Genomic DNA, 21,837 nt, shown 5'->3' on the forward strand with positions numbered 1-21,837 from the left:
ACGCAAAAGACCGTGACACTTCCACAATGACGCGCTCGCTCAATTCGCTATGCGATATCGAAGACTTACCGGATGTCGGCATAGTGATGCCCGACGGGTGTCGCCTGTCAGCACGAGTCTGGCGTCCGGTAGATGCAGACAGCAACCCCGTTCCGGCCATTTTGGAGTTTCTTCCCTATCGCAAGCGTGACGGTACGGCGACGCGTGATGCCCTGACCCATCCTTGGTTTGCCAAACGCGGCTATGCTTGCATTCGTGTGGACATGCGCGGCAATGGAGACAGCGAAGGGTTGATGGAAGACGAATACACTCAGCAAGAGCTGGATGATGCCGTTTCCACAATTCAATGGCTGGCGGATCAGCCGTGGTGTTCGGGTACCGTTGGGATGATGGGAATCAGCTGGGGCGGGTTCAACGCGCTTCAGGTTGCCGCCCTTCAACCCGCGCCGCTGAAAGCAATTATCTCCCTGTGTTCAACCGCAGATCGTTACGCAGACGACATCCATTACAAGGGCGGATGCTTGCTAAATGAAAACCTGGGTTGGGGCGCGACCATGTGGTCGTACTCATCCCGCGCACCGGATCCTGCGCTGCGCCCCAACTGGCGCGAGTTGTGGCTTAAGCGTTTGGAAAACCAAACGTTCCTGCCCTCGACCTGGCTGCGCCACCAGACGCGCGACGCCTATTGGCAGCATGGCTCTGTCTGCGAGGATTTCAGCGCGATCCGCGCGGCGACTTTGGCCATAGGCGGTTGGGGGGACGCGTACAAGAATACCGTGCCGCTGCTGGTCGAACAGCTTAACGCTCCGGTCAAGGGAATCGTGGGGCCATGGGTGCACAAATACCCGCATTTCGCGGTGCCCGAACCGAGGATCGGTTTTCTTCAAGAGGCACTGCGTTGGTGGGATCATTGGCTGAAAGGTCTGGATAGCGGAGTTGAAACCGACCCCGACTACCGAGCGTATCTGATGGACGGGGTCCGTCCACATCGATGGTACAACGACAGACCGGGGCGCTGGATCAGCGAACAGACCGGCGCAACCTCACATCTGTCCAACCTGACCTTGAGCCTGTCCAACGCTGGACTTGGTCAAGATGAACCGTTGGATACCCGGGTTCGTTCGCCTCAAACCTGTGGCATGGACGGCGGTGAGTATTGCGCCATTTGGCTGGGCCCCGACATGCCCGGTGATCAGCGCACCGATGATGCGGTGTCCGCCTGTTTCGATGGGCCGCCTTTGTCGGAAGACCTGGATATAGTCGGTGCACCGCGCATTTGCCTGAATGTCAGCGCCGACCGCCCGCAAGCACAGATTGCCGTGCGGTTGAACCACATCCACCCGGACGGAGCTTCGACCCGGATTACGTATGGCGTTCTGAATCTGTCGCACCGTGACAGCCACGCGCAACCAACTCCGTTGACGCCCGGAGCGCCCTACGAAATCTCATTGGACCTGGATCACATCGCCTATCGCGTTCCCAAAGGACATCGCGTGCGGGTGGCTGTGTCCAGCGCGTATTGGCCGCTAATCTGGCCCTCACCCGAACCCGTCGAACTGCACCTGACAGGTGGTACGATTACGATCCCGATCCGGCCGACCGCAGGTGATGATGAACATGTGTTTCAACAACCCGACTCTGAAACCCCAATTGACGTGACGTTCCTGCGGGACAGCAGCAATTCTCGTCGGGTGGAAACTGACATGAATTCAGGTGAAACCAGCCTGATTATCGAAGATGATTTTGGTCGTGTGACCGACAATCACCACGGGCTAACGTATGGTGGCACAGCCGATGAACGCTGGACTATCCATCCCGACGACCCACTATCCGCGCACGGGCAGTGCCGCTGGTCACAAGAGATCAGTCGGGACGGGATAAACCTGCGGACCGAAACATCCTGCGAAATGTGGTCGGATCGCGAGAGCTTTTTTCTCAAGGCGCAGATAAGTGCCTTTGAAAACGAAACTTTGGTATTTTCGAAACAAACGGAGGACGCCGTTCCACGCAACCAGATGTGATATTTTGGCGACCAAAGGGCAGACATTTGTCCTTGCTCGGTAGACCGAAATGCGCCTAACTTGACTCATGCGTCAATAAAAAGCCCATCAAGGGCTGAAATCCATTCAACTGGGAGACCACTAAATGAACGAACAACTCACTCACATGGCCGGTCAGGTCACTGCGGGCAAACTGACCCGTCGCGAATTCATGGGGAAAGCGGCGGCTCTGGGTGTGTCGGCGGCGATGGCCAGCACCATGTTCGCTGACGCTGCGCGCGCGGCAGGACCAAAGAAGGGCGGCGACCTGAAATTTGGCCTGCAGGGCGGCGAATCCACCAATTCGCTGGATCCGGCGACCTATGCCAGCTCGGTGCCGTTCCAGAACGGCAAACAATTCGGCGACCAGCTTGTGGAAGTTGCGCCCGACGGGTCGATCGAGCCGCGCCTGGCTGAAGCCGTCGAAGGCAGCGCGGACGCCAAAGTTTGGACGTTCAAACTGCGTCAGGGCGTCGAATTCCACAACGGCAAGACCATGACCAGCGAAGACGTGCTGAAAACCATGGAGCGCCACTCGAACGAAGACTCCAAGTCCGGTGCCCTGGGTATCATGAAGGGCATCGAGTCAATGAAGGCCGATGGCGACAATTTCCAGGTCACACTGACCGAGCCAAATGCCGACTTGCCTTATCTGATGGCCGACTATCACCTGATCATTCAGCCTGATGGTGGAATGGAAAACCCAGGTGCGGGCATTGGCACCGGACCATACCAGTTGGAAGTCGACGAGCCCGGCGTACGCCACGTGTTCAAGAAGTTCGCCAACCACTGGAACCCCGATTTCGGCAATTTCGACAGCGTCGAAGTAATTGTCATCAACGATGCGACTGCCCGTACGGCTGCTCTGCAATCCGGTCAGGTTCATGCGATCAACCGCGTCGAACCAAAGGTTGCCGATCTGCTGGGCCGCGCCCCGAACTTGACGGTCCACTCGACCGCCGGCCGTGGACATTATGTGTTCATCATGCATTGCGACACCGCGCCGTTCGACAACAACGAACTGCGGCTGGCGCTGAAACACGCAATCAACCGTCAGGACTTGGTCGACAAGGTTCTGCGCGGCTACGGCACAATTGGCAACGACATGCCGATCAATGCGGCATACCCGCTGTTTGACGGCTCTATCCCGCAACGCGACTTCAGCCTTGAAAAGGCGGCAGAACACTATGCGAAGTCGGGCCATGACGGTTCGCCGATCATCCTGCGTGTTGCAGATGGCGCCTTCCCGGGTGCCGTTGACGCAGCGGCCCTGTTCCAGCAAAGCGCGGCTCAGGCCGGTATCCCGCTGGAAATCAAGCGCGAGCCCAACGATGGCTATTGGTCCGAGGTCTGGAACGTTCAGCCGTTCTGCGCATCCTATTGGGGTGGCCGTCCGGTGCAGGATCAGATGTACGCGACAGCGTATCTGTCGACTGCCGACTGGAACGACACCCGCTTCAAGGTGCCAGAGTTCGACGAAATGCTGTTTGCAGCACGGGCCGAACTGGACAACGACAAACGCAAGGACATCTACAGCAAAATGGGCATGATGGTCCGCGACCAGGGCGGTCTGATCTGCCCGATGTTCAACGATTTTGTCGAAGGCGTCACCAATCAGCTCGAAGGTTGGGAAAGCGACCCAACCCAAGAGATGATGAATGGCAACATGTCACGCAAGATGTGGTTCGCCTGATAGGGCCCACGGATAATGCATCCTATCATCAAACTGGTTTCCCAGCGCCTTGCGCTGGGACTCCTGCTTCTCTTCGGTGCATCGGCTCTGATTTTCGGCCTCACCGAAGCCCTGCCTGGGGACGCTGCGCAAGCGGTCCTTGGCCAATCCGCAACCCCCGAGGCGCTGGCAAACCTACGCGAGGAAATGGGCCTCAACCGTCCCGCTCTAACCCGATATTTCGAATGGCTGGGCGGCATCCTGCAGGGCGATCTGGGTCAGTCTTTGACCAACAAACTCGACATCGCAGAAAGCATCGGAAAGCGCTTGGGGAACACCCTGTTCCTGGCATGTGCTGCAGCCGTCGTTTCCGTGCCGCTTGCTATCTTTCTAGGCCTTCTGGCCGTTCGGTACCGCAACCGCTGGCCTGACAAACTGATTTCTGCAATCACCCTGACAACGGTTTCGATCCCGGAATTCCTGATCGGTTACGTGGTGATCTACTTCGTCTCGGTGAAACTGGGCTGGTTCTCCTCACTCGCAATGATCAACGATACAATGTCCTTCGGGCAAAAGCTCAATGCCATCGCCTTGCCTGCCTTCGTTCTGACACTGGTGGTTCTGGCGCAGATGATGCGAATGACCCGCGCTGCGATCTTGAACCTGATGCAGTCGGCCTATATCGAAACGGCTGAACTGAAAGGCCTCTCGAATTTTCAGGTCATTGCGCGCCACGCGTTTCCCAACGCGATTTCCCCTATTGTCAACGTTGTGATGCTGAACCTGGCCTATCTGGTTGTGGGCGTCGTCGTTGTCGAAGTGGTGTTCGTATATCCCGGCATGGGGCAATATCTGGTGGATTCGGTGACCAAGCGTGACGTGCCAGTCGTTCTGGCCTGCGGCGTCGTCTTTGCCGCGGTCTATATCGGGCTCAACATGGTTGCCGATATTGTGTCTATCCTTGCCAACCCAAGACTGAGGCATCCGAAATGATGAAGAACATTCCTATTTCGGCCGCCGTCGGTCTGTTTTTCACCGGACTGTACTTTTTCATAGCGATCGCAGCCCCACTGATCGCCCCTTACGGAATGGCCGAAGTGGTCGGTGATGTGTGGGAACCGTCAAGCGCCGAGCATCTGCTGGGCACGGACAATATCGGGCGCGATCTGCTGACACGTATGATCTATGGTGGTCGCACGACCATCTTTATCGCTGCGATGGCTACGATCCTCAGCTTTATCACTGGCACCTCGCTGGGCCTTTTGGCTGCGGTTCTGGGTGGTTGGGCTGACCAAGCGCTGAGCCGGACGGTTGACCTGATCATGTCGATCCCAACGCTGATCCTGGCACTGGTTATCCTGGCGATTGTTCCGGTTACCGTTCCGATCCTGATCCTTGTGATGGGGCTGTTGGACGCCACACGTCCTTACCGACTGTCTCGATCGGTCGCCGTGGACATCAACGTGATGGACTATGTCGAAGCCGCAAAGCTGCGCGGTGAAGGCCGGCGCTGGATCATCTTCCGGGAAATCCTGCCAAACGCTCTGTCGCCTCTGGTGGCTGAATTCGGGCTGCGGTTCATCTTCATGGTCCTGTTCATCTCGACCCTGTCGTTCCTGGGCCTGGGCGTCCAACCGCCGCTGGCGGACTGGGGCGGCATCGTGAAGGAAAACAAGGACGGAATCGTCTATGGCATCGGCGCGGCCCTGTACCCCGCTGTAGCCATCGCGACGCTCGCCATCTCGGTCAACCTTGTTGCTGACTGGGTTTTGAACCGTACCACATCGCTGAAAGGAGGCCGGGGATGAGTGATACCCTACTCAAGGTCCGCAACCTCAAGATTGGCGCGACCGTCTATCCGCCCGGCGAAAAGCCCCATGACATCGAAATCGTGCACGGGGTCAGCTTTGACCTCGAACGCGGCAAGGTGTTGGGGCTGATCGGTGAATCCGGTGCCGGTAAATCGACCATCGGTCTGGCGTCTATGGCTTATGGCCGCGGTGGCGTCGAACTGACCGGTGGCGAAGTCTGGGTCAACGGGCGCGACATTCTGAAATCTCCGCACAGCGATATCCGCAATCTGCGTGGTGGCGAGGTTGCCTATGTCTCGCAATCCGCGGCCGCGTCGTTTAACCCGGCCAAGAAGATCATGGATCAGGTGGTCGAAGCGGCGGTCGAACATAAGAAGTTTTCGCGTAAAGAGGCCGAAGGTCGTGCGCGTGAACTGTTCGCCAAGCTGGGGCTGCCCGATCCGGACAATATCGGTGATCGTTATCCTCACCAGGTCTCGGGTGGTCAGCTACAGCGTTGCATGACGGCGCTGGCGCTGTGCCCCGAGCCTGATCTGGTGGTGTTTGATGAACCGACCACTGCACTGGATGTGACCACTCAGATCGACGTTCTGATGGCGATCAAAGAGGCCATTCGCGATACTGGCGTTGCTGCGCTCTACATCACGCATGACCTCGCCGTTGTTGCTCAGGTCAGTGATGACATCATGGTTCTGCGGATGGGCAATACGGTCGAGTATGGCAATACCGACCAGATCATCAACAACCCGCAGGAAGAGTATACCAAGGCGCTGGTTTCGGTCCGCTCGATCGAGCACGAAGAGAAAAAACCCACACCGGAATCGGTATTGAGCGTCGAAGGTATTACCGCGCGCTACAAGGGTTTGAATTTTGACGTGCTACACAACGTCAATGTCGAGCTTCATCCGGGGCAGACACTGGCCGTCGTCGGTGAATCCGGTTCGGGCAAGTCGACACTGGCGCGGGTGATCACAGGCTTGCTGCCGCCGCGCGATGGTGAGATCACCTTTGCTGGCCGCAAGCTTAGTGGCGATCTGAAGGGCCGCAGCCGTGAAGACCTGCGCGAGCTGCAGATGATCTACCAGATGGCTGACGTGGCAATGAACCCACGCCAGACGGTTGGTACGATCATCGGACGCCCGCTGGAGTTCTACTTCAACATGCGCGGTGCCGAAAAACGCAAGCGGATCGTCGAACTGTTGGATGAGATCGAACTGGGCGAAAAGTACATGGACCGCTATCCGGCGGAACTGTCAGGTGGTCAGAAACAGCGTGTCTGTATCGCGCGGTCGCTGGCAGCCAAGCCCAAGATGATCATCTGTGACGAGGTCACCTCGGCACTTGATCCACTGGTTGCGGACGGCATCCTGAAACTGCTGCTGGACCTTCAGAAGATCGAGGATGTGGCGTACCTATTCATCACCCACGATCTGGCGACGGTGCGCGCGATCAGCGATAGCATCGCTGTGATGTATCAGGGCCGCGTGGTTCGCTATGGGTCGAAAAGGGAGGTGCTGAGCCCGCCGTTCGACGACTATACCGACCTGCTGCTCAGTTCCGTCCCCGAGATGCATCTGGGTTGGCTGGAAGAGGTCGTTGCCCACCGCAAAATGGAAAGCGCCGGAAACTGACCCCTGCCCTTTCCGTGACAGGTAAGTGAAAAATTGAAATCCCGGCGCTTGTTCGATGACAGGTGTCGGGATTTTGCTATTGGGGGCGCGAACGGGCAGACCCTTGATCGCGAATCCCCTAGGGTCGCCAGAAATATATAGTCAAAAGGCCAATGACATGGACCGCAAACTACTCCTCATCATCCTGGACGGTGTTCCTTGGCGCAATTTCCGACGGTTATTCGGTAACCTTGAAGGTTGGGTCGACAGCGGTGAGGCGCGGGTCTGGAAGCTACGCGCTGTTCTGCCGTCCACGTCGGCCAGCTGCTATGCCTCGATCCACACCGGCGTCACACCACAGGAGCATGGCTGTACCGGCAACGGCAATGTCTTCCGCCTGAGCCACAAGGACGTTTTCAGCCAGGTACGAGAGGCTGGTGGCGTAACCGGCGCTGTCACCCACAGCTATTGGTCGCAGTTCTTCAACCGCCACCCGTTCGATTACGTCCGCGACATCGAATATGATGAGCCTGAGAGCAAAACGATCAACCACGGTCGCTTTCACACCATGACAGGTTATGGCAAAGCCAATCAGATGACCCCGTCCGACGTTGATCTCTATGCCACTCTGACCAATCTGTGCCTGCGTCATGGGCTGGACTACGGCCTGCTGCATGCCTGCACATTGGATAGTATGGGGCACCGTTTTTACCACGATTGCGAAGAGATGGACCACGCTTGCTTCGTAGCTGACGAGATGCTGGCACCTTTCATCCCGCGTTGGCGACAACTGGGGTACGACGTGATTGTGACCGCTGATCACGGACAGGATGAGCGGGGACACCACGGCGGGCGCAGCCCGCTGCAACAGGAAACCGCGTTGTATTACTTTGGCGACGCCGAAGGCCCCGAGGTCGACACGGTGATCGACCAGCTACAGCTGGCGCCTACGATCCTGAACCGCATGGGTGCGCCCATTGCCGAAACGATGAAGGCACAGTCTTTCCTGAAGTAACGGGTTAATCGTAGGGCCAGATCTGCTGGCCCAGCGCCTCAATCGAAACTGAGATCCGTTCAAAGCTGTCAGCCGCCCGCTTCACGCTTGTACGCGCGCGCAGATAGCCGTGAACAAGGCCGGGCTCGTTGATCCAATGCGCCTGCCCTCCGGCGGCGGAAATCTTGTCGCAATAAGCGGCGCCATCATCCCGCAGCGGATCGCAATCTGCGGTCACCACCACAGTTGGCGGCAGGCCCGAGAAATCCGTGTCGTGAAGCGGCGCAAATGTCGGGTCGTTTTGCGGGACAGTGCCACCGCAACGTACCTTTTCGTAGAAAACGATCTCATCCAGCGTCAAAAGCGGCGCGTGGGCGTGTTCGGTATATGACCCGTTCGCGCTGTCGCCGCCCAAACCTGGGTAAATCAGCACCTGCCCCAGCACATTCTCCAGCCGCCCTCGCCCATATTGGGCGACCGCTGCCGCCAGATTGCCACCGGCACTGTCACCCGCAAGGACAATAGGATCGCCGAATTCCTGCACGGCCCAGTTCGTAGCGGTCCAGCTGTCCTGAAACTGCGCAGGATGTACGTGTTCGGGGCACAGGCGGTAGTCCACGGCCACAACCCGATATCCGGTTTGCGCGCAAATCTCGGCGCAGACGTCGTCGTGGCTGTCCAATCCGCCAACAACAAAACCGCCACCATGAAAATAGATGACGGTTCGTGTCGGGTGACCAGCATTGTAAACGCGGACAGGCACACCATCGGCCTGCCTGTCCTGTGTTTCGACCCCTTGTGGGCGGGGTTGGCGAAAGTCGCGACACATCGTGTCGTAGACCCGGCGCTGATCCTCGATCGTAAGGTCGACCGCATCATCCGGATAGCTTTCAGCCGTTCGTTTTATGAACGCCCAAGTCTCTTCATCAATCAGACGTTCATAATCCATGTTTCCTCCCGGTCAGGCAGCCCACTCCCACGGCCGGGTGAACGATCCCAGCACTTTGCTGACATCGTCCTCTGCGGAACCCTTCGCGTCAAGCTGCGCAACGAGTCCGCGTTTCTTATCGTCGATGACCGAAATGACCCGTGCCTCAAGACCGGCCTCTTCCAGCGCGCCGTTATAGATACGCGTGATCGCCTGTTTGCGAAGTTCGGGCTTAAAGACCTTACCGACGGCAGTTTTGGGCAGCTCGTCCAGAATGGTCATGTGCTTGGGTTGGGCCGCGCGTTCATGGACATGCACATTGCAATACTCCATCAGCTCTTTCTCGGTGACCGAGGCTCCATCGACCAGTTCGACAAAGGCGCAAGGCACCTCGCCCGAATAGGCGTCAGGCTGCCCGATGGCACCGGCAAACGCGACAGCATCGTGCCCCAGCAGAGCTTCTTCGATCTCGGCCGGGTCAATGTTGTGACCGCCGCGAATGATCAGGTCCTTGGCACGACCTGTGATCCAAAGGTAGCCATCCCCGTCAAAGCGTCCCAGATCACCTGTGCGCAGGTATTTGTCGAAGTGGTACAGATCTACGTTCTTGTCCGCCTCGGTATAGGTGTTACCGGCGAAAACGCCCGGATTCGAAATGCAAATCTCTCCAATTTCATCTGCGGCGCATTCCTTTGGTCCGTCCGGACCATCCTGCAGGATTTTCACATCCGTATAAGGGAACGGAATACCGATCGAGCCGATCTTCTTTTCCCCGTCCACCGGGTTGCAGGACACCAGACAGGTGGCTTCGGTCAGACCATAGCCTTCCACGATGGTCACGCCGGTTGCCTCTTCAAAGCGCCGGAACAATTCGACCGGTAGAGGGGCCGAGCCCGAAAATGCCGTTTTCACGCTTGAGATGTCCGCATCCACTGGGCGCTGCATTTTCGCGGCAATTGCAGTTGGGACGGTGATGATGAAGGTCACTTTCCAGCGTTCGATTAGTTTCCAGAAATTGTCGAACACGCCGTCGCCGCGATATCCAGCAGGCGTCGGGAAAACCACATGCGCGCCAGATGAGACGGCAGCCATCATGATCACATGCACGGCAAAAACGTGGAACATGGGCAGTGGGCACATGATCACGTCTTCTTCGGAAAACAGCAGCGTATTCCCAAGCCAACCGTTGTAGATCAGGCCCGAGTATTTGTGCTGTGCAACCTTCGGCATACCGGTCGTGCCGCCAGTGTGGAAATAGCAGGCAACGCGATCTTCCTTGCTGTCTTCAAAGGTCAGTGTCGTCGGTTGCTTGGACAGTTCCTTGTTGAAGTTCTTATAGTCCGCATGCGCCAATTTTTCCTTGTCGCCCATTTTGGGACGCAGGAACGGCACCAGCCAGGATTTCGGCGGCGTCAGATAACGGTTGAGGTCAATCTCAAGAATGGTCTTGACGTTGGGCGCATGGCGCACCGCCTCTTCGACTTTCTGCGCCACATCCGTTTTGGGGAAGGATTTCAGCGTCACAACCACTTTGGCATCAGTTTCGCGCAGGATTGCTGCGATCTGCTCAGGCTCTAGCAGCGGGTTGATCGGGTTCACGATCCCTGCGACCGCGCCGCCCATCATGGTGACCAGCGTTTCGTTACAGTTGGGCAGCACATAGGCCACCACGTCTTTCTCACCGACGCCCAAAGACCGGAACAGGTTTGCCGCCTGATTGACTTTGCCAAGCAGTTGCGACCACGTCAGTGTCTCGGCCTTGTCTGTCGGGCCGGACATGAGCTGAAAGCTGACCGCATCACTGTTTGGGTATTTGCCTGCCGTGCGCGACAGTAACTGGTGGAACGTGACCGGAACATCCCGATCCTCCCACGACATTTCCTGCTCGATCCTCGCCTTGTCTTCCAAACCCACAAATGCCATGTGGCTCCTCCCTGTTCTTCTCCCACGTCTTGCGCGGCTTTTTTCCATGACAAGATGGAAGCAAAACCACGCGGGTGCAAGCGAGGGGTAGAGAGGCCGCGCCCAAAATTATAGAATTACGCAGCGGCGCAAAATTGATTGCCCTGACGTCAGGCTATTCTGCTGCAACGCCGTCGGTGAATTGCAGGCGCGCCAGACGGGCATACAGGCCATCCTGAACGACCAGATCCGCATGCGTGCCTTGTGCAACGATTTGACCGGCCTCCATCACCACGATCCGATCCGCTTTTTTAACTGTCGCTAGACGGTGGGCCACAATCAGTGTGGTGCGCCCGGCGCGCATCTGGTCAACGGCGCCCTGAACCGCGCGTTCGCTTTCAGCATCCAGGGCCGAGGTCGCCTCGTCCAGCAGCAGAACTGGGGCATCCCGCAGGATCGCACGGGCAATCGCAATGCGCTGTTTCTGACCGCCTGACAGCATAACGCCGCGCTCACCAACAAAGCTGTCATAACCTTCGGGCAGTTTCGAGATGAACTCATGCGCCGCGGCTGCGCGCGCGGCCGCCTCAACCTCGGCATCCGTGGCGTCCAGACGCCCGAACCGAATATTCTCGCGGGCCGAGGCTGCAAAGATGATCGGGTCCTGTGGCACCAAAGCCATGTGCTGCCGGAAATCGGACCGGTCGAGATCACGTAGGTCAACGCCGTCCAGACTGACATGACCTGCGTCCGGATCGTAGAACCGCTGGATCATCTGGATCACTGTGGTTTTGCCTGCACCCGATGGACCAACGAAAGCCACGGTTTCACCCGGTTTGATCGAAAGGGTCAGATGGTCCAGTGCCACCACATCCGGACGGGCCGGGTAGCGGAAGGTGACATCATCGAACCGAAGCTCACCGCGCACAGGTGCTGACAGGGGTTTGGCCTTGGCTGGATCGATCACGGTATCCTGCGCGTTCAGCAATTCCGCCAGACGCTCGGTCGCGCCGGCTGCACGTTGCAGCTCGCTCCAAATCTCAGAGAGGGCGGCGACAGAGCCGGCCATGATGATTGAGTAGATCACGAACTGGATCAGAACACCTTCGGTCATCACGCCGTTGCGAACGTCGTTTGCCCCCATCCACAACACGCCGACGATGCCCGAAAATACAAGGAAGATAACGATTACCGTCATCACGGCGCGCGTTTGTATACGTCGAAGAGAAACCGCATAAGAGGTTTCGGTCATATCGCCGAACTGCTGCCGACTGGCTTTTTCATGCGTAAAGGCCTGAACGGTTTGAACCGCGCTCAGCGCCTCGCCTGCGTTGCCCGACGAGGCCGCGATCCAGTCCTGATTTTCGCGGCTGAGGACCCGCAGACGACGCCCCAGAACAAGTATCGGCACCACCACCACCGGGATCAGCAAAAGCACCAAACCCGTTAGCTTGGCCGAGGTCAGCAGCATCAGGACCAAACCACCCGCGAACAAAAGCATATTGCGCAAGGCAATGGATACGGACGATCCCAGCACAGACTGAATCAGGGTCGTGTCCGTGGTGATACGGCTGAGTACCTCTCCGGTCATGACCCGTTCGTAGAACTCGGGGCTCATTCCTATGACGCGGTTAAATACGGCCTTGCGGATATCGGCCACGACGCGCTCACCCAACCGGGTGACCAGCGCATATCGGATGCCAGTTCCCACCGCCAAAATCGCGGCAATGCCCAGTGCCGCCAGAAAGTACCAATCCAGCAGCTCGCCATCTTCAATTCGGAAATTGTCGACTACGCGGCGTACCGCAAGTGGCAGGGTTAGCGTCATGCTGGCCGTCAACACCAGCGCCAGTACCGCACCCGTCATCAGGGCCCGATACGGCTTCATAAATGGCCAAAGAGACGACAGAACGCCTATCTTCCGCGATCCAGCACGCTCCTCCGTGGCACCGGGTGCAGGTTTGCCCTTGGGCGTGGCTGAGGCAGAGTTTGCCATAATTGGCCCTTACGTCTTTTTCGCACTTAAGTGTTCGCTTCTTGGCGGCCACGGCAAGCCGGGTCAAGAACCACAATATATGACCCAACATAAAAGGGCTATTTGACGCAGAATTTTAGGGCTGATTTGGAGCGGGCGGCGGGAATCGAACCCGCTTCATCAGCTTGGAAGGCAAGCATCTTAATCACTGCTTTAACAACTATTTCAATGCACTATTAGAATAAATATAGTCGTTTTGCAGGTTATATGTCGGAGAAAAATTCTTGGAGCGGGCGGCGGGAATCGAACCCGCTTCATCAGCTTGGAAGGCTGAGGTAATAGCCAGTATACGACGCCCGCTCAGCTCGAGCGGGTCTATTTCATCCCGAATTTGCGGTCAATAGAGGATTTGTTTTTTTTCAGACAACTGATCTTTGTTGAACAAAAAACCTGCAGCTGAATCGCAGGCAAGTTATGGAGTTTGGCCAAAAAGTAAGCTGTCAATTTTTTAATAGAACCAACGGAACAATCAAAGTGTCCCTGTTCCCATCGGAACTGTTCGAATGTCCCCATTGCGTACAGAACGGGCATTCGTCTTATTGGCGGCAAGGACTGCACTGAGCCCATTATGTGATTTTGATTTTTCGCTGCGCACGCTCGCTGCGGATATTTTGCCGCATGGGAATCGGCCGTTGTACCGCGGCGCGGCGAGAAAACCGGGCGTTCACACCTCGGGCGGCATTGTTGACCTGCCCAATTAGGGTTGGAGCTGACATTTAGAATGTTGAACTCCAATATCTGCTGCAACAACCCATAGCGGTATGCGCGGACACAAACGTCACAGGAAAGCCCTTTTTAAAAAGCGACGCATTCACTGGTTTGAGATAAACCGAGCTGTTGCGATGAGACTCATACAGCGCAAAGCAACGCTAAAGACCTTTCGTGAATTTTGTTCACCAACTGAGCCGGTTTATTGAATTCTCAACACAAGACAATTGCGCTTTATTGGTGTCGTTGAGGGGCGTAGATGGTTAGACGCACGCGAAGACAAGAGACATCAGAAACCGGATTGGAACCGGGCGCACTGCCTGCATTTCAGATTGGGGGTGCTTTGAGGCCGCTGTCGTCCTTGGAATTGGCAGCCATCGAAGCGCATGCCTATGACATTCTTTCGACAGTGGGTATGGTCGGCTTGCCGGCAGAGGCAACCGAACGGGCGATTGCTGCAGGGGCGTGGCGTCGCCCTGACGGACGCCTTTGTTTTTCAAATGAGATGATCAGAAATGCACTGTCTCGCGCTCCAAGAAAGATCACGTTACCGGGGTTCACTGCAGACAGGGATTTGCAGATCGGCGGCAGCCGGGTTCACATCGGGACCGGCGGAGCGGCGGTTCAGACTCTGGATGCCGCAACCGGCGCCTACAAGGACAGCTCACTAAGCGACCTCTACGATCTAATGCGCGTATTGGATGCATCGTCGAACATCCACTATGGTGTACGGCCCGTTGTTACCAGGGATTTGACCGACCCGTTCGAGCTGGACATCAACACCGCATTTGCCTGCCTCAAAGCCACTTCGAAACCAATTGGCATCAGCTTTTGCGAGCCTGACCACATCGACCCGATAGTTGAGTTGTTCGATATAGCGCTCGGCCACAAACATGCATTCCGGGAAAGACCGTTTTGTATGGCAGTGATTGTCCATGTGGTTCCCCCGCTGACCTATAGCGCCGAAGGAATACTGATGCTGGAGAAGGCCGTGAGAGCAGGCATGATCCCGCAGATTTGTTCGGCTGGCCAGGCAGGTGCGACAAGTCCGGTCACCTTGGCCGGCGCATTGGCACAGGGCTTGGCAGAGTCGCTCGCTGGCCTAGTGGTGGTTGACGGTATCCAGGCGGGTAGCCCGTGCATTTATGCGCTGATGCCCTTCATTTCCGACTTGCGCACCGGAGCCATGAGCGGTGGCAGCGGTGAAGCAGCGATCGCCAATGCTGCCGCGGCCCAGCTTCTGGCCCATATCGGCCTACCATCCACAGTCTCGGCGGGTATGACGGATTCCAAGATGGTGGATGCCCAAGCGGGCTATGAAAAAGGCTACACCGTCGCCCTGGCCGGACATGGCGGCGCCGACATGATCAACCTTTCCGTGGGGATGCTGGGCTCGATCATGGTGGCCAGCCCCGAAGCGATGGTGATCGACGACGACATGTGCGGGGCAATCCTGCGCAGCATCAGGGGAATTGAAGTGAGTGTGGAGACACTCGATCTGGACGCGGTGGAACGCGTCGTCACCCAGGACGGTCATTATCTGGGGGAACTCGAAACGCTCAAGCGCATGAAGTCAGACTATCACTATCCGGCTCTTGCCAATCGCCAAAGTGTCGATGACTGGGTTGCTGCAGGCCGTCTTTCGATCTGGGATCAGGCACGGACCCGCGTGACCGAGATACTGGCAGCACCGCATTCGGCACATCTTGATGCAGAGGCTGAAGCACGTATTCGAGCCAACTATCCCATCCATCTTCAGCCCTAAAGAGGAGCCGACATGCACGTCTTCAGAAGTATGGTCATCGACAGTGACATAAACAGAGTCTGGGCGGCCGTTCGCGCCTTTGACGGTGTAGTGCATTGGAATCCGGGCGTGGTAGGTGTTGGCCTGGAGAACGGATCACCGACCGCCACCGGCACCATCCGCAAACTGGACATCGCCGATGGCACAGTGTTCCGGGAAACCTTGTTGGCCCATTCTGATACCGATCATTCCTATACCTATGACATCCTCGAAAGTGCGCTTCCCGTGACCGGGTACGTGTCCACGCATCGATTCATTCCGATCACCCATACACGCCAAACTCTGGGCATCTGGGAAAGCCATTTCGACTGTGCCCCCGGGGTCGCTGATGAAATGGAAAAAACCGTCGGCGACGTGATCTATATCGGCGGCATGATCGGACTGAAGCAATTCCTGAAGGAGACTGAGAATGGCTGACACCCTTGCCCCTCGCGCCGTGATTGGCGTCATGACGCCTGCGATGAATACTGTCGTCCAGCCGGAGTTGGAATTGCTTCGACCGAAGGGTGTGACCAACCAGATGCAGCGCTTTCGTTTGGGGGGCGATGCGGTGTCGGATGACCTGCCCGACGAAGCGGCAAAGTTGATGGACTGTGCGCCGTCGGCAATCGCCGTCGGTCTGACAACCGACGCAGGGCTCGGTGGGCCGGACAAACTGAAGGCGCGGTGCGAAGATATCGCACAGCAGGTCGGCGTGCCGGTGATTGGCGCTTCGCAAGCCGATTATGTGGGGTTGCGCGCCCTTGGGGCGACGCGTGTTGGCATTGTCACGCCGTTCAACGCTGAAGTCGATGCTGTGGTGAAAGCAAACACTGAAAACGCCGGGTTCGAGGTGGTCGCGATCAAGGGCACCGAAGCGCCCACGCTTCCTGCCATCTGTGAAACTCCGTTGGAGGATATCCGGTCCGTCTTTGCTGAGGTCGCTTCCTCGGATTGCGACGTTATCCTTCAGGTCGGGACCGCGCTGCCCGTGGTGGCCATGATCGGCGCGTTGGAAGACACCCACGGCAAGCCAATCGTGGCCTGCAATGCGGCGGTCTATTGGCATGCGCTGCGCGCCCTCGGCATAACCGATCCGATCACTGGTTTTGGAAGACTGTTGGAGTCGCACTGAATGCAAAGCCATGCAGAGGTTGTTGTCATTGGCGGAGGCGCAGTTGGTGCTTCCATCCTGTACCATCTGGCTAAGGCAGGCATCACCGATGCCGTTTTGCTTGAAAAGAATGAACTGACTGCGGGGTCGACGTGGCATGCCGCGGGCAATATTCCCACCTACGCTAACTCGTGGTTGGGCATGCGCGCCGGAAACTATGCCTGGCAGCTTTACAAGGAGCTTGCCAAAGACCCGGTCACGCCGATCACCTATCGGCATACATCCGCTATCTGGCCTGCTCACACGCCTGAGCGGATGCAACTATTCCAACACCTGTGCGGTGTGTCTCGATCGGCGGGGTTTGAACTGTCGATGCTGACGCCGTCGCAGATTGAAGAGATGCATCCTTATTGGCAGGCGGATGATACAATCCATGGTGGGATATTTGATCCCTATGAGGGCGACATCGATCCCAGTCAGTTGACCCAGGCACTGGCCAAACACGCCCGTGACTTGGGTGCAAAGGTTTATCGGTTCACGCCGGTCACAGGATTGCGACAGCATGCGTCGGGGGAATGGGTGGTTGAAACATCGACTGGCGCCATTGCCGCGGGAACCGTGATAAATGCGGCGGGTTCAAGCGGCGGACGGATTGCGGCAATGGCAGGGTTGCACGTGCCCGTCGTCACCCTTGAACACCAATATATGGTGACATCGCCTTTGGCGGTTCTCGAGAAGGACACCGACACGTTTCCTTTGATCCGAGACCCCGACATGCGCTTTTACCTCAGGCGCGAACGAAACGCCTTGTTGCTCGGGTCCTATGCCCACGAAGGCCGCCCGGTCTGGCAAGACGGGGTTCCCCAGGACTTTGACCATCAGTTGTTTGCAGATGATATCGACGGGATGATGGCGGTGTTCGAAGCGGCCTCAGCCCATGTGCCTCAGCTTGCCGAAGCGGGTGCCCAGCGTTTCGTTAATGGCCCGATCCCCTATTCGCCTGACGCACTTCCCCTTGTAGGGCCCGCCGCAGGTGTTCGAAACTTCTACCATGCGACCGGCGTTCAGATTGGCATCACGCATTCAGCGGCCATTGGCAAAGCCATGGCCGAATGGCTGACGACAGGCGAAACCGAATGGGATCTGTCCGCCTGGGATCCCCGCCGGTTCGGGTCTTGGGCCACGCAAGACTATGCAGCGGCACGCGCGTCCGAGCATTATGACCTGCAATATGCGATCCCCTATCCTCATCGTCTTATGGATTCTGGGCGACCGCTCAACAAGACCCCGCTCTATAAGCAACTTGTCGAACAGGGCGCGGTCATGGGACAAATCGGCGGCTGGGAACGGGCATTCTGGTTCGATCTGGGCAAGACAAACGATCCAAGCGCTTTGAGCTTCGGACACGAGCCTTGGCAGAATGCCGTGCGGATTGAATGCGAAACGGTTCGTGATCGAGTCGGGATCATGGACCATGGCGGCTTCACAAAATTCACCCTGGATGGGCCCGACGCGGCCAAGGTGCTTGATAAAGTAGTCTGCGGAACGCTGCCGCCCGTCGGTCGGGTGCGTCTGTCCTATATGCTGACACCCAAGGGACACATATGGTCAGAAGCGACAATTGCCCGTTTGGCCGACGACAGATTTCTGCTGTGTGGCCCTACCCTGGCTGTTGATCGAGACTTCGACTGGATTGCGACCGCTTGCGGCGATGCCGACGTTCGTTTGACCAAGGGTTGCACTCGCGATGGCGCGCTTTTGGTGATGGGTCCGAAATCCCGCGATCTGTTGCAGGGCCTCACTGCCGATGACCTGAGCGCGGCCAATGCACCCTGGATGAGCCTGGCCGAAATCGAGATCGCAGGTATGCCGGTCACGGCCATGCGGGTCAGCTTCGTGGGCGAGTTGGGTTGGGAGCTACATGTCGCCTCGTCAGATCTGGTGGCCCTTTACGATGCGATCTGGACGGCGGGCAAGCCGCATGGCATCTGCAATTTCGGTTCTTACGCGCTTAATGCCATGCGCGTCGAAAAGGGGTATCACGGCTGGGGCGCGGACTTTGGCGTTGAATACACGCTGTTCGATGTTGGTCTTTCCAGGTTCGCGAACATGTCCAAGCCTTTCACCGGTCGACAGGCCGTTGAAGAACAGGCAATGCAGGAAGCTGCATGGGCCTTTATCGGGTTGGAGATCACCGATCTCGGGCCAGAGCCATTGCCATCCGACCCGATCATCCGAGAGGGGCGGGTCATCGGTTACTTGACGTCGGTCTCGATGGGCTATCGAACCGGCAAGTTGTTGGCGCTCGGCTATGTTGAAAATGGTTCGCTCGAGATGGGAGAGGACTGTTTGGTTCAGGCTTTCGGCGAGATGCGCGCGGCAACGCGTCATTCTCACCATGTGTACGATCCAAAAAACGAGAGGCTCCGGTCCTAACCGAACCCGCCGTTTGCCGAAGACCACCGCGCAAGAGCTTGGGCGACTTCCAGAATGGGGCCTGTGCCCCTGTCTTCGGATCGTATCATTGCGACCCAAGGCACCTCGATTCCGTCCTTGCCGACGCGCAGGCCGATTATACGTCCAGCTTCGATGGCCGGGCGCACGGCCCAGCCAGCAAGCACGCTGCTGCCCTGACCGGCGGCCACAAGCTCGACGATGGCTTCGGGCATCTCGACCGTTGTGGTCCAGCGTGGATAGCGCCCGGACGGGCGAAACAGCCGGGCAAATTCACGATCCGGCTCAGGGGTCAGGGCGTAAGTGATGAAGTCTTCCCCTTCGATGTCCTTGCCTTCGATATGAGTTTTTGCGGCAAGCGGGTGATCTGGTGCGAAGATGAACAGCAACTCGTCCCTGAACAGTGGAATACAATGCGTTCCAATGGGCGTTGCCTCCTCTGACGTCACAATGATGTCGGCGTGCCTGTTTGCAAGTGCGCCAACAGGTTTGCGCGTCACGCTTGCCATGACCTGAAGCTCAATTCCCGGTAGCCGCGTTTGCAGATATCGGATGAAATCGGGCAACCAATACGACGCGCTGTAGGTTTCGACCGCGATGCGCACGACATGCTCCACACCGCGGTCCATTCGCCGAACATCGCGCTCGGCCCGGTCCATTTCGGTCAGAACGCGATCCGCGACATCGGCAAGATATTCCGCCGCCGGGGTCATGCGCAGGCGCTTGTGGATGCGTGTAAATAGAACCAGATCCAACCGTCGTTCGGCTTCTTTGATGCGATGCGAAAGAGCCGACGAAGTGACCCCTAAAGCCTCGGCCGCATCGTTGACACGCCCGTGTTCGGCAATCGCGCGGATCATCTTCAGATGACGCAAATCAAGAAAGGGGCCTTCTGCCATTTGAACCTGAGCAGATTTCACATAACGGGTGATTTTCTTTATCGCTATTCATCATAGGTCAAGTCGAAACTTTGATCGAGTGAGACCGTCCGTTTTAAGCCTCGGACGAACATTCCAGCATCAACATGCTTGCGCCCTTTTCTCGGGCTGCGTGCGTGGCACAAAGATCCGTGCTACCAGCGTCGATGATGATGGAGCACAGGCGCTTATTCCTCTGCCCCATTCTGCGGTGCCCTGAACAGGTCTTTGCGCAGCGTCATCAGCGCGCCCGGATCGATCTTGGCTTGAATAATTGTTGTTTGTTCCGATGTAATGGCCTCTTGTAGGGCGGGGCCCATACCGCCGGGGCCGTCAACCCAGATGCCTTTGCCACCGCAGAGTTCGGCGAATTTGTCAAAGCGGGGGCTTTCAATTTCCGCGCCCAGAAGACGCCCGTCGTAAAACTCTTGCTGATAGGCTTTCTCAGCGCCCCATGCCTCGTTGTCGAGCACTACGATGGTGATCGGGAGCTTATGCGAAATGGCGGTTTGAATCTCGATCATAGTGTAGCCAACAGCACCGTCGCCCATGATCGCAACAACCGGGCGCTCAGGGGCGGCGGCTTTGGCGCCGATTGCGGCGGCAAGACCAAAGCCAACAAGACCAAAATCCAGCGGTGTGATCAGTGACATTGGTTCGTAATGGGCCAGGCGATCCGCAGCCTGCAGGCAGGTGTTGCCGGTATCAAGTGTAACAATGGCGTCTTCAGGCAAGGCATTGCGCAGCTCTGCCAAAGCGCGGCGGGGGTGCAAGGGCAGCGTTTCGATTACGGCCTCTTTGGCCCGTTCAGCCCAAAGACTGTCCATATCCGCCTTGAAGCTCTCGCGCCATGCGTCGCATTTTGGCTTCCGGCCTGCCTCGGTCAGCGCTTCGGCCGTAAGGCGCGCGTCACCTTGAGCCGCGATTTCAGCAGGGAAATAGCGACCAACGGCAGAGCCTTCGACATCAACATGCGCGATGCGAGTATCTGCACCGACGTAGTCGTTGGAATGGAAGGTGGAATTGAAGCCAAGGCGAGCGCCGATCACGACCATCACATCTGCTTCTCTCGTCAGACGGCTGGCCACGCGGTTGCCGCGCGGTCCGGCTTGTCCGGCAAACCAGGGGTGGCCATGGCGCATCACATCTGCATGGCCCGTCGAGGCCACAACGGGCACTTCAAGTGTTTCTACCAGCGCGGTCAGCGCGTCACGACCCGCGCCCCATTTGAAGCCACCTCCGGCAAAGATCACTGGGCGTTCTGCCCCGGCCAGCAACGCGGCAATGGTGGTGACGTCAGCAGGCGCGGCCGGACCCGGGCGCGCAATCCGTAGCGGTCTGGGATCAATGGCGGGGATTTCTTCAGCAAAAAGGTCGCGTGGGACATGCAGCACAACGGGGCCTCGGCGACCAGTGTTGGCCAGACGAATGGCATCCTCAAGCATCGGAGCCAGCCTCGAAGGATCAGTTACCATCACCGACCGCTTGCAGATCGGCGCAAAGACGGCGACCTGATCGACCTCTTGAAACGTGTCCTTGCATTGATCTGCACGGGTGATCGCACCCGCAATGACAACCATCGGAGAATAGGCTAGATGCGCCTCGGCCACGGCAGTCACGATATTCACCACGCCGGGACCGGCCTGCGCGCCTAAAACCATGCCTGGCTTGCCGGTCATACGCGCCCAAGCATCGGCCATGTGACCCGCCGCGCGTTCATCGCGCGCACCGACATAGGCAATCTCTCCGCCCTGATATATCGCGTCATAAAGTTCCAGCATTGATCCACCCAAGAGGCCGAACACAGTGTCGATCCCATTGGCCTTCAAAACGCGATAGACGGCCTCGCCGCCGGATATATTAGTCATCT

Annotated in this window: 15 protein-coding genes and 1 tRNA gene; 10 read left to right on the top strand and 6 right to left on the bottom strand. The window is 57.6% G+C overall.

What is annotated here, in order from left to right; genetic code table 11:
• Positions 1 to 26 precede the first annotated feature (26 nt).
• The 6 genes from AC2FFH_RS01680 (at position 27) to AC2FFH_RS01705 (ending at position 8,147) form a co-directional block, all read left to right on the top strand.
• Entirely contained in the window at positions 27 to 2,021 is a 1,995-nt protein-coding gene (locus AC2FFH_RS01680) for a CocE/NonD family hydrolase (protein WP_496767777.1), read from the top strand.
• Positions 2,022 to 2,145: 124 nt separating this feature from the next.
• Positions 2,146 to 3,732: an ABC transporter substrate-binding protein gene (locus tag AC2FFH_RS01685; RefSeq protein ID WP_108859350.1), complete on the top strand. Its 1,587-nt coding sequence runs from the start codon at positions 2,146 to 2,148 to the stop codon at positions 3,730 to 3,732.
• Positions 3,733 to 3,747: 15 nt separating this feature from the next.
• Positions 3,748 to 4,704: an ABC transporter permease gene (locus AC2FFH_RS01690; RefSeq protein WP_058276793.1), complete on the top strand. Its 957-nt coding sequence runs from the start codon at positions 3,748 to 3,750 to the stop codon at positions 4,702 to 4,704.
• The gene (locus AC2FFH_RS01695; protein ID WP_108859503.1) at positions 4,704 to 5,519 is read left to right on the top strand and encodes an ABC transporter permease; all 816 of its coding nucleotides are present in this window, start codon (positions 4,704 to 4,706) and stop codon (positions 5,517 to 5,519) included. Before AC2FFH_RS01690 ends, AC2FFH_RS01695 begins: the two co-directional genes overlap by 1 nt.
• Positions 5,516 to 7,153 (top strand): ABC transporter ATP-binding protein, encoded by a 1,638-nt coding sequence (locus AC2FFH_RS01700; RefSeq protein WP_496767775.1) that lies wholly within the window; start codon positions 5,516 to 5,518, stop codon positions 7,151 to 7,153. Before AC2FFH_RS01695 ends, AC2FFH_RS01700 begins: the two co-directional genes overlap by 4 nt.
• Before the next feature lie 157 nt (positions 7,154 to 7,310).
• Positions 7,311 to 8,147 (top strand): alkaline phosphatase family protein, encoded by an 837-nt coding sequence (locus AC2FFH_RS01705; protein WP_496724201.1) that lies wholly within the window; start codon positions 7,311 to 7,313, stop codon positions 8,145 to 8,147.
• Between the two features lie 4 nt (positions 8,148 to 8,151).
• Here the strand turns inward: AC2FFH_RS01705 and AC2FFH_RS01710 are convergent, their stop codons facing one another.
• The 4 genes from AC2FFH_RS01710 to AC2FFH_RS01725 form a co-directional block, all read right to left on the bottom strand.
• The gene (locus tag AC2FFH_RS01710) at positions 8,152 to 9,075 is read right to left on the bottom strand and encodes an alpha/beta hydrolase (protein ID WP_496843589.1); all 924 of its coding nucleotides are present in this window, start codon (positions 9,073 to 9,075) and stop codon (positions 8,152 to 8,154) included.
• Positions 9,076 to 9,087: 12 nt separating this feature from the next.
• On the bottom strand, positions 9,088 to 10,977 hold the full coding sequence (locus tag AC2FFH_RS01715; RefSeq protein WP_496843590.1) for an acyl-CoA synthetase: 1,890 nt from the start codon (positions 10,975 to 10,977) through the stop codon (positions 9,088 to 9,090).
• Positions 10,978 to 11,131: 154 nt separating this feature from the next.
• Complete coding sequence (locus tag AC2FFH_RS01720) at positions 11,132 to 12,952, bottom strand: ABC transporter transmembrane domain-containing protein (RefSeq protein WP_496843591.1); 1,821 nt, start codon at positions 12,950 to 12,952, stop codon at positions 11,132 to 11,134.
• A 264-nt stretch (positions 12,953 to 13,216) separates the two neighbouring features.
• Positions 13,217 to 13,291: transfer RNA gene (locus AC2FFH_RS01725), tRNA-Gly, on the bottom strand.
• A 667-nt stretch (positions 13,292 to 13,958) separates the two neighbouring features.
• Here AC2FFH_RS01725 and AC2FFH_RS01730 point away from each other — a divergent pair.
• The 4 genes from AC2FFH_RS01730 to AC2FFH_RS01745 are packed head-to-tail and all read left to right on the top strand — an operon-like array spanning position 13,959 to position 19,032.
• A complete protein-coding gene (locus AC2FFH_RS01730; RefSeq protein ID WP_496777849.1) occupies positions 13,959 to 15,464 on the top strand; it encodes a trimethylamine methyltransferase family protein in 1,506 nt (501 codons plus the stop codon).
• Between the two features lie 12 nt (positions 15,465 to 15,476).
• Positions 15,477 to 15,920, top strand: a complete 444-nt coding sequence (locus tag AC2FFH_RS01735; protein ID WP_496777846.1) for an SRPBCC family protein — start codon at positions 15,477 to 15,479, stop codon at positions 15,918 to 15,920.
• A complete protein-coding gene (locus AC2FFH_RS01740) occupies positions 15,913 to 16,617 on the top strand; it encodes a maleate cis-trans isomerase family protein (RefSeq protein WP_496843592.1) in 705 nt (234 codons plus the stop codon). The genes AC2FFH_RS01735 and AC2FFH_RS01740 overlap by 8 nt, the downstream gene beginning before the upstream one ends.
• Positions 16,618 to 19,032 carry a GcvT family protein gene (locus tag AC2FFH_RS01745; protein ID WP_496843593.1) on the top strand — a complete coding sequence of 805 codons (2,415 nt, stop codon included), beginning with the start codon at positions 16,618 to 16,620 and terminating at the stop codon, positions 19,030 to 19,032.
• Here AC2FFH_RS01745 and AC2FFH_RS01750 read toward each other — a convergent pair.
• Together AC2FFH_RS01750 and AC2FFH_RS01755 are read right to left on the bottom strand one after the other, a co-directional pair.
• Positions 19,029 to 19,949, bottom strand: coding sequence for a LysR family transcriptional regulator (locus tag AC2FFH_RS01750; protein WP_496724186.1), 921 nt, complete (start codon positions 19,947 to 19,949; stop codon positions 19,029 to 19,031). The genes AC2FFH_RS01745 and AC2FFH_RS01750 overlap by 4 nt on opposite strands.
• Before the next feature lie 206 nt (positions 19,950 to 20,155).
• Positions 20,156 to 21,835, bottom strand: coding sequence for a thiamine pyrophosphate-binding protein (locus AC2FFH_RS01755; protein WP_496843594.1), 1,680 nt, complete (start codon positions 21,833 to 21,835; stop codon positions 20,156 to 20,158).
• Positions 21,836 to 21,837 lie beyond the last annotated feature (2 nt).

It is taken from the genome of Ruegeria sp. YTSC003 (assembly GCF_059609785.1).

Coding starts and splice junctions, on each gene's coding strand:
- AC2FFH_RS01730 (WP_496777849.1), top strand. CDS start 13,959: ATGGTTAGACGCACGCGAAGACAAGAGACATCAGAAACCGGATTGGAA.
- AC2FFH_RS01695 (WP_108859503.1), top strand. CDS start 4,704: ATGAAGAACATTCCTATTTCGGCCGCCGTCGGTCTGTTTTTCACCGGA.
- AC2FFH_RS01755 (WP_496843594.1), bottom strand. CDS start 21,835: ATGACTAATATATCCGGCGGCGAGGCCGTCTATCGCGTTTTGAAGGCC.
- AC2FFH_RS01710 (WP_496843589.1), bottom strand. CDS start 9,075: ATGGATTATGAACGTCTGATTGATGAAGAGACTTGGGCGTTCATAAAA.
- AC2FFH_RS01720 (WP_496843591.1), bottom strand. CDS start 12,952: ATGGCAAACTCTGCCTCAGCCACGCCCAAGGGCAAACCTGCACCCGGT.
- AC2FFH_RS01700 (WP_496767775.1), top strand. CDS start 5,516: ATGAGTGATACCCTACTCAAGGTCCGCAACCTCAAGATTGGCGCGACC.
- AC2FFH_RS01680 (WP_496767777.1), top strand. CDS start 27: ATGACGCGCTCGCTCAATTCGCTATGCGATATCGAAGACTTACCGGAT.
- AC2FFH_RS01735 (WP_496777846.1), top strand. CDS start 15,477: ATGCACGTCTTCAGAAGTATGGTCATCGACAGTGACATAAACAGAGTC.
- AC2FFH_RS01740 (WP_496843592.1), top strand. CDS start 15,913: ATGGCTGACACCCTTGCCCCTCGCGCCGTGATTGGCGTCATGACGCCT.
- AC2FFH_RS01705 (WP_496724201.1), top strand. CDS start 7,311: ATGGACCGCAAACTACTCCTCATCATCCTGGACGGTGTTCCTTGGCGC.
- AC2FFH_RS01745 (WP_496843593.1), top strand. CDS start 16,618: ATGCAAAGCCATGCAGAGGTTGTTGTCATTGGCGGAGGCGCAGTTGGT.
- AC2FFH_RS01690 (WP_058276793.1), top strand. CDS start 3,748: ATGCATCCTATCATCAAACTGGTTTCCCAGCGCCTTGCGCTGGGACTC.
- AC2FFH_RS01685 (WP_108859350.1), top strand. CDS start 2,146: ATGAACGAACAACTCACTCACATGGCCGGTCAGGTCACTGCGGGCAAA.
- AC2FFH_RS01750 (WP_496724186.1), bottom strand. CDS start 19,949: ATGGCAGAAGGCCCCTTTCTTGATTTGCGTCATCTGAAGATGATCCGC.
- AC2FFH_RS01715 (WP_496843590.1), bottom strand. CDS start 10,977: ATGGCATTTGTGGGTTTGGAAGACAAGGCGAGGATCGAGCAGGAAATG.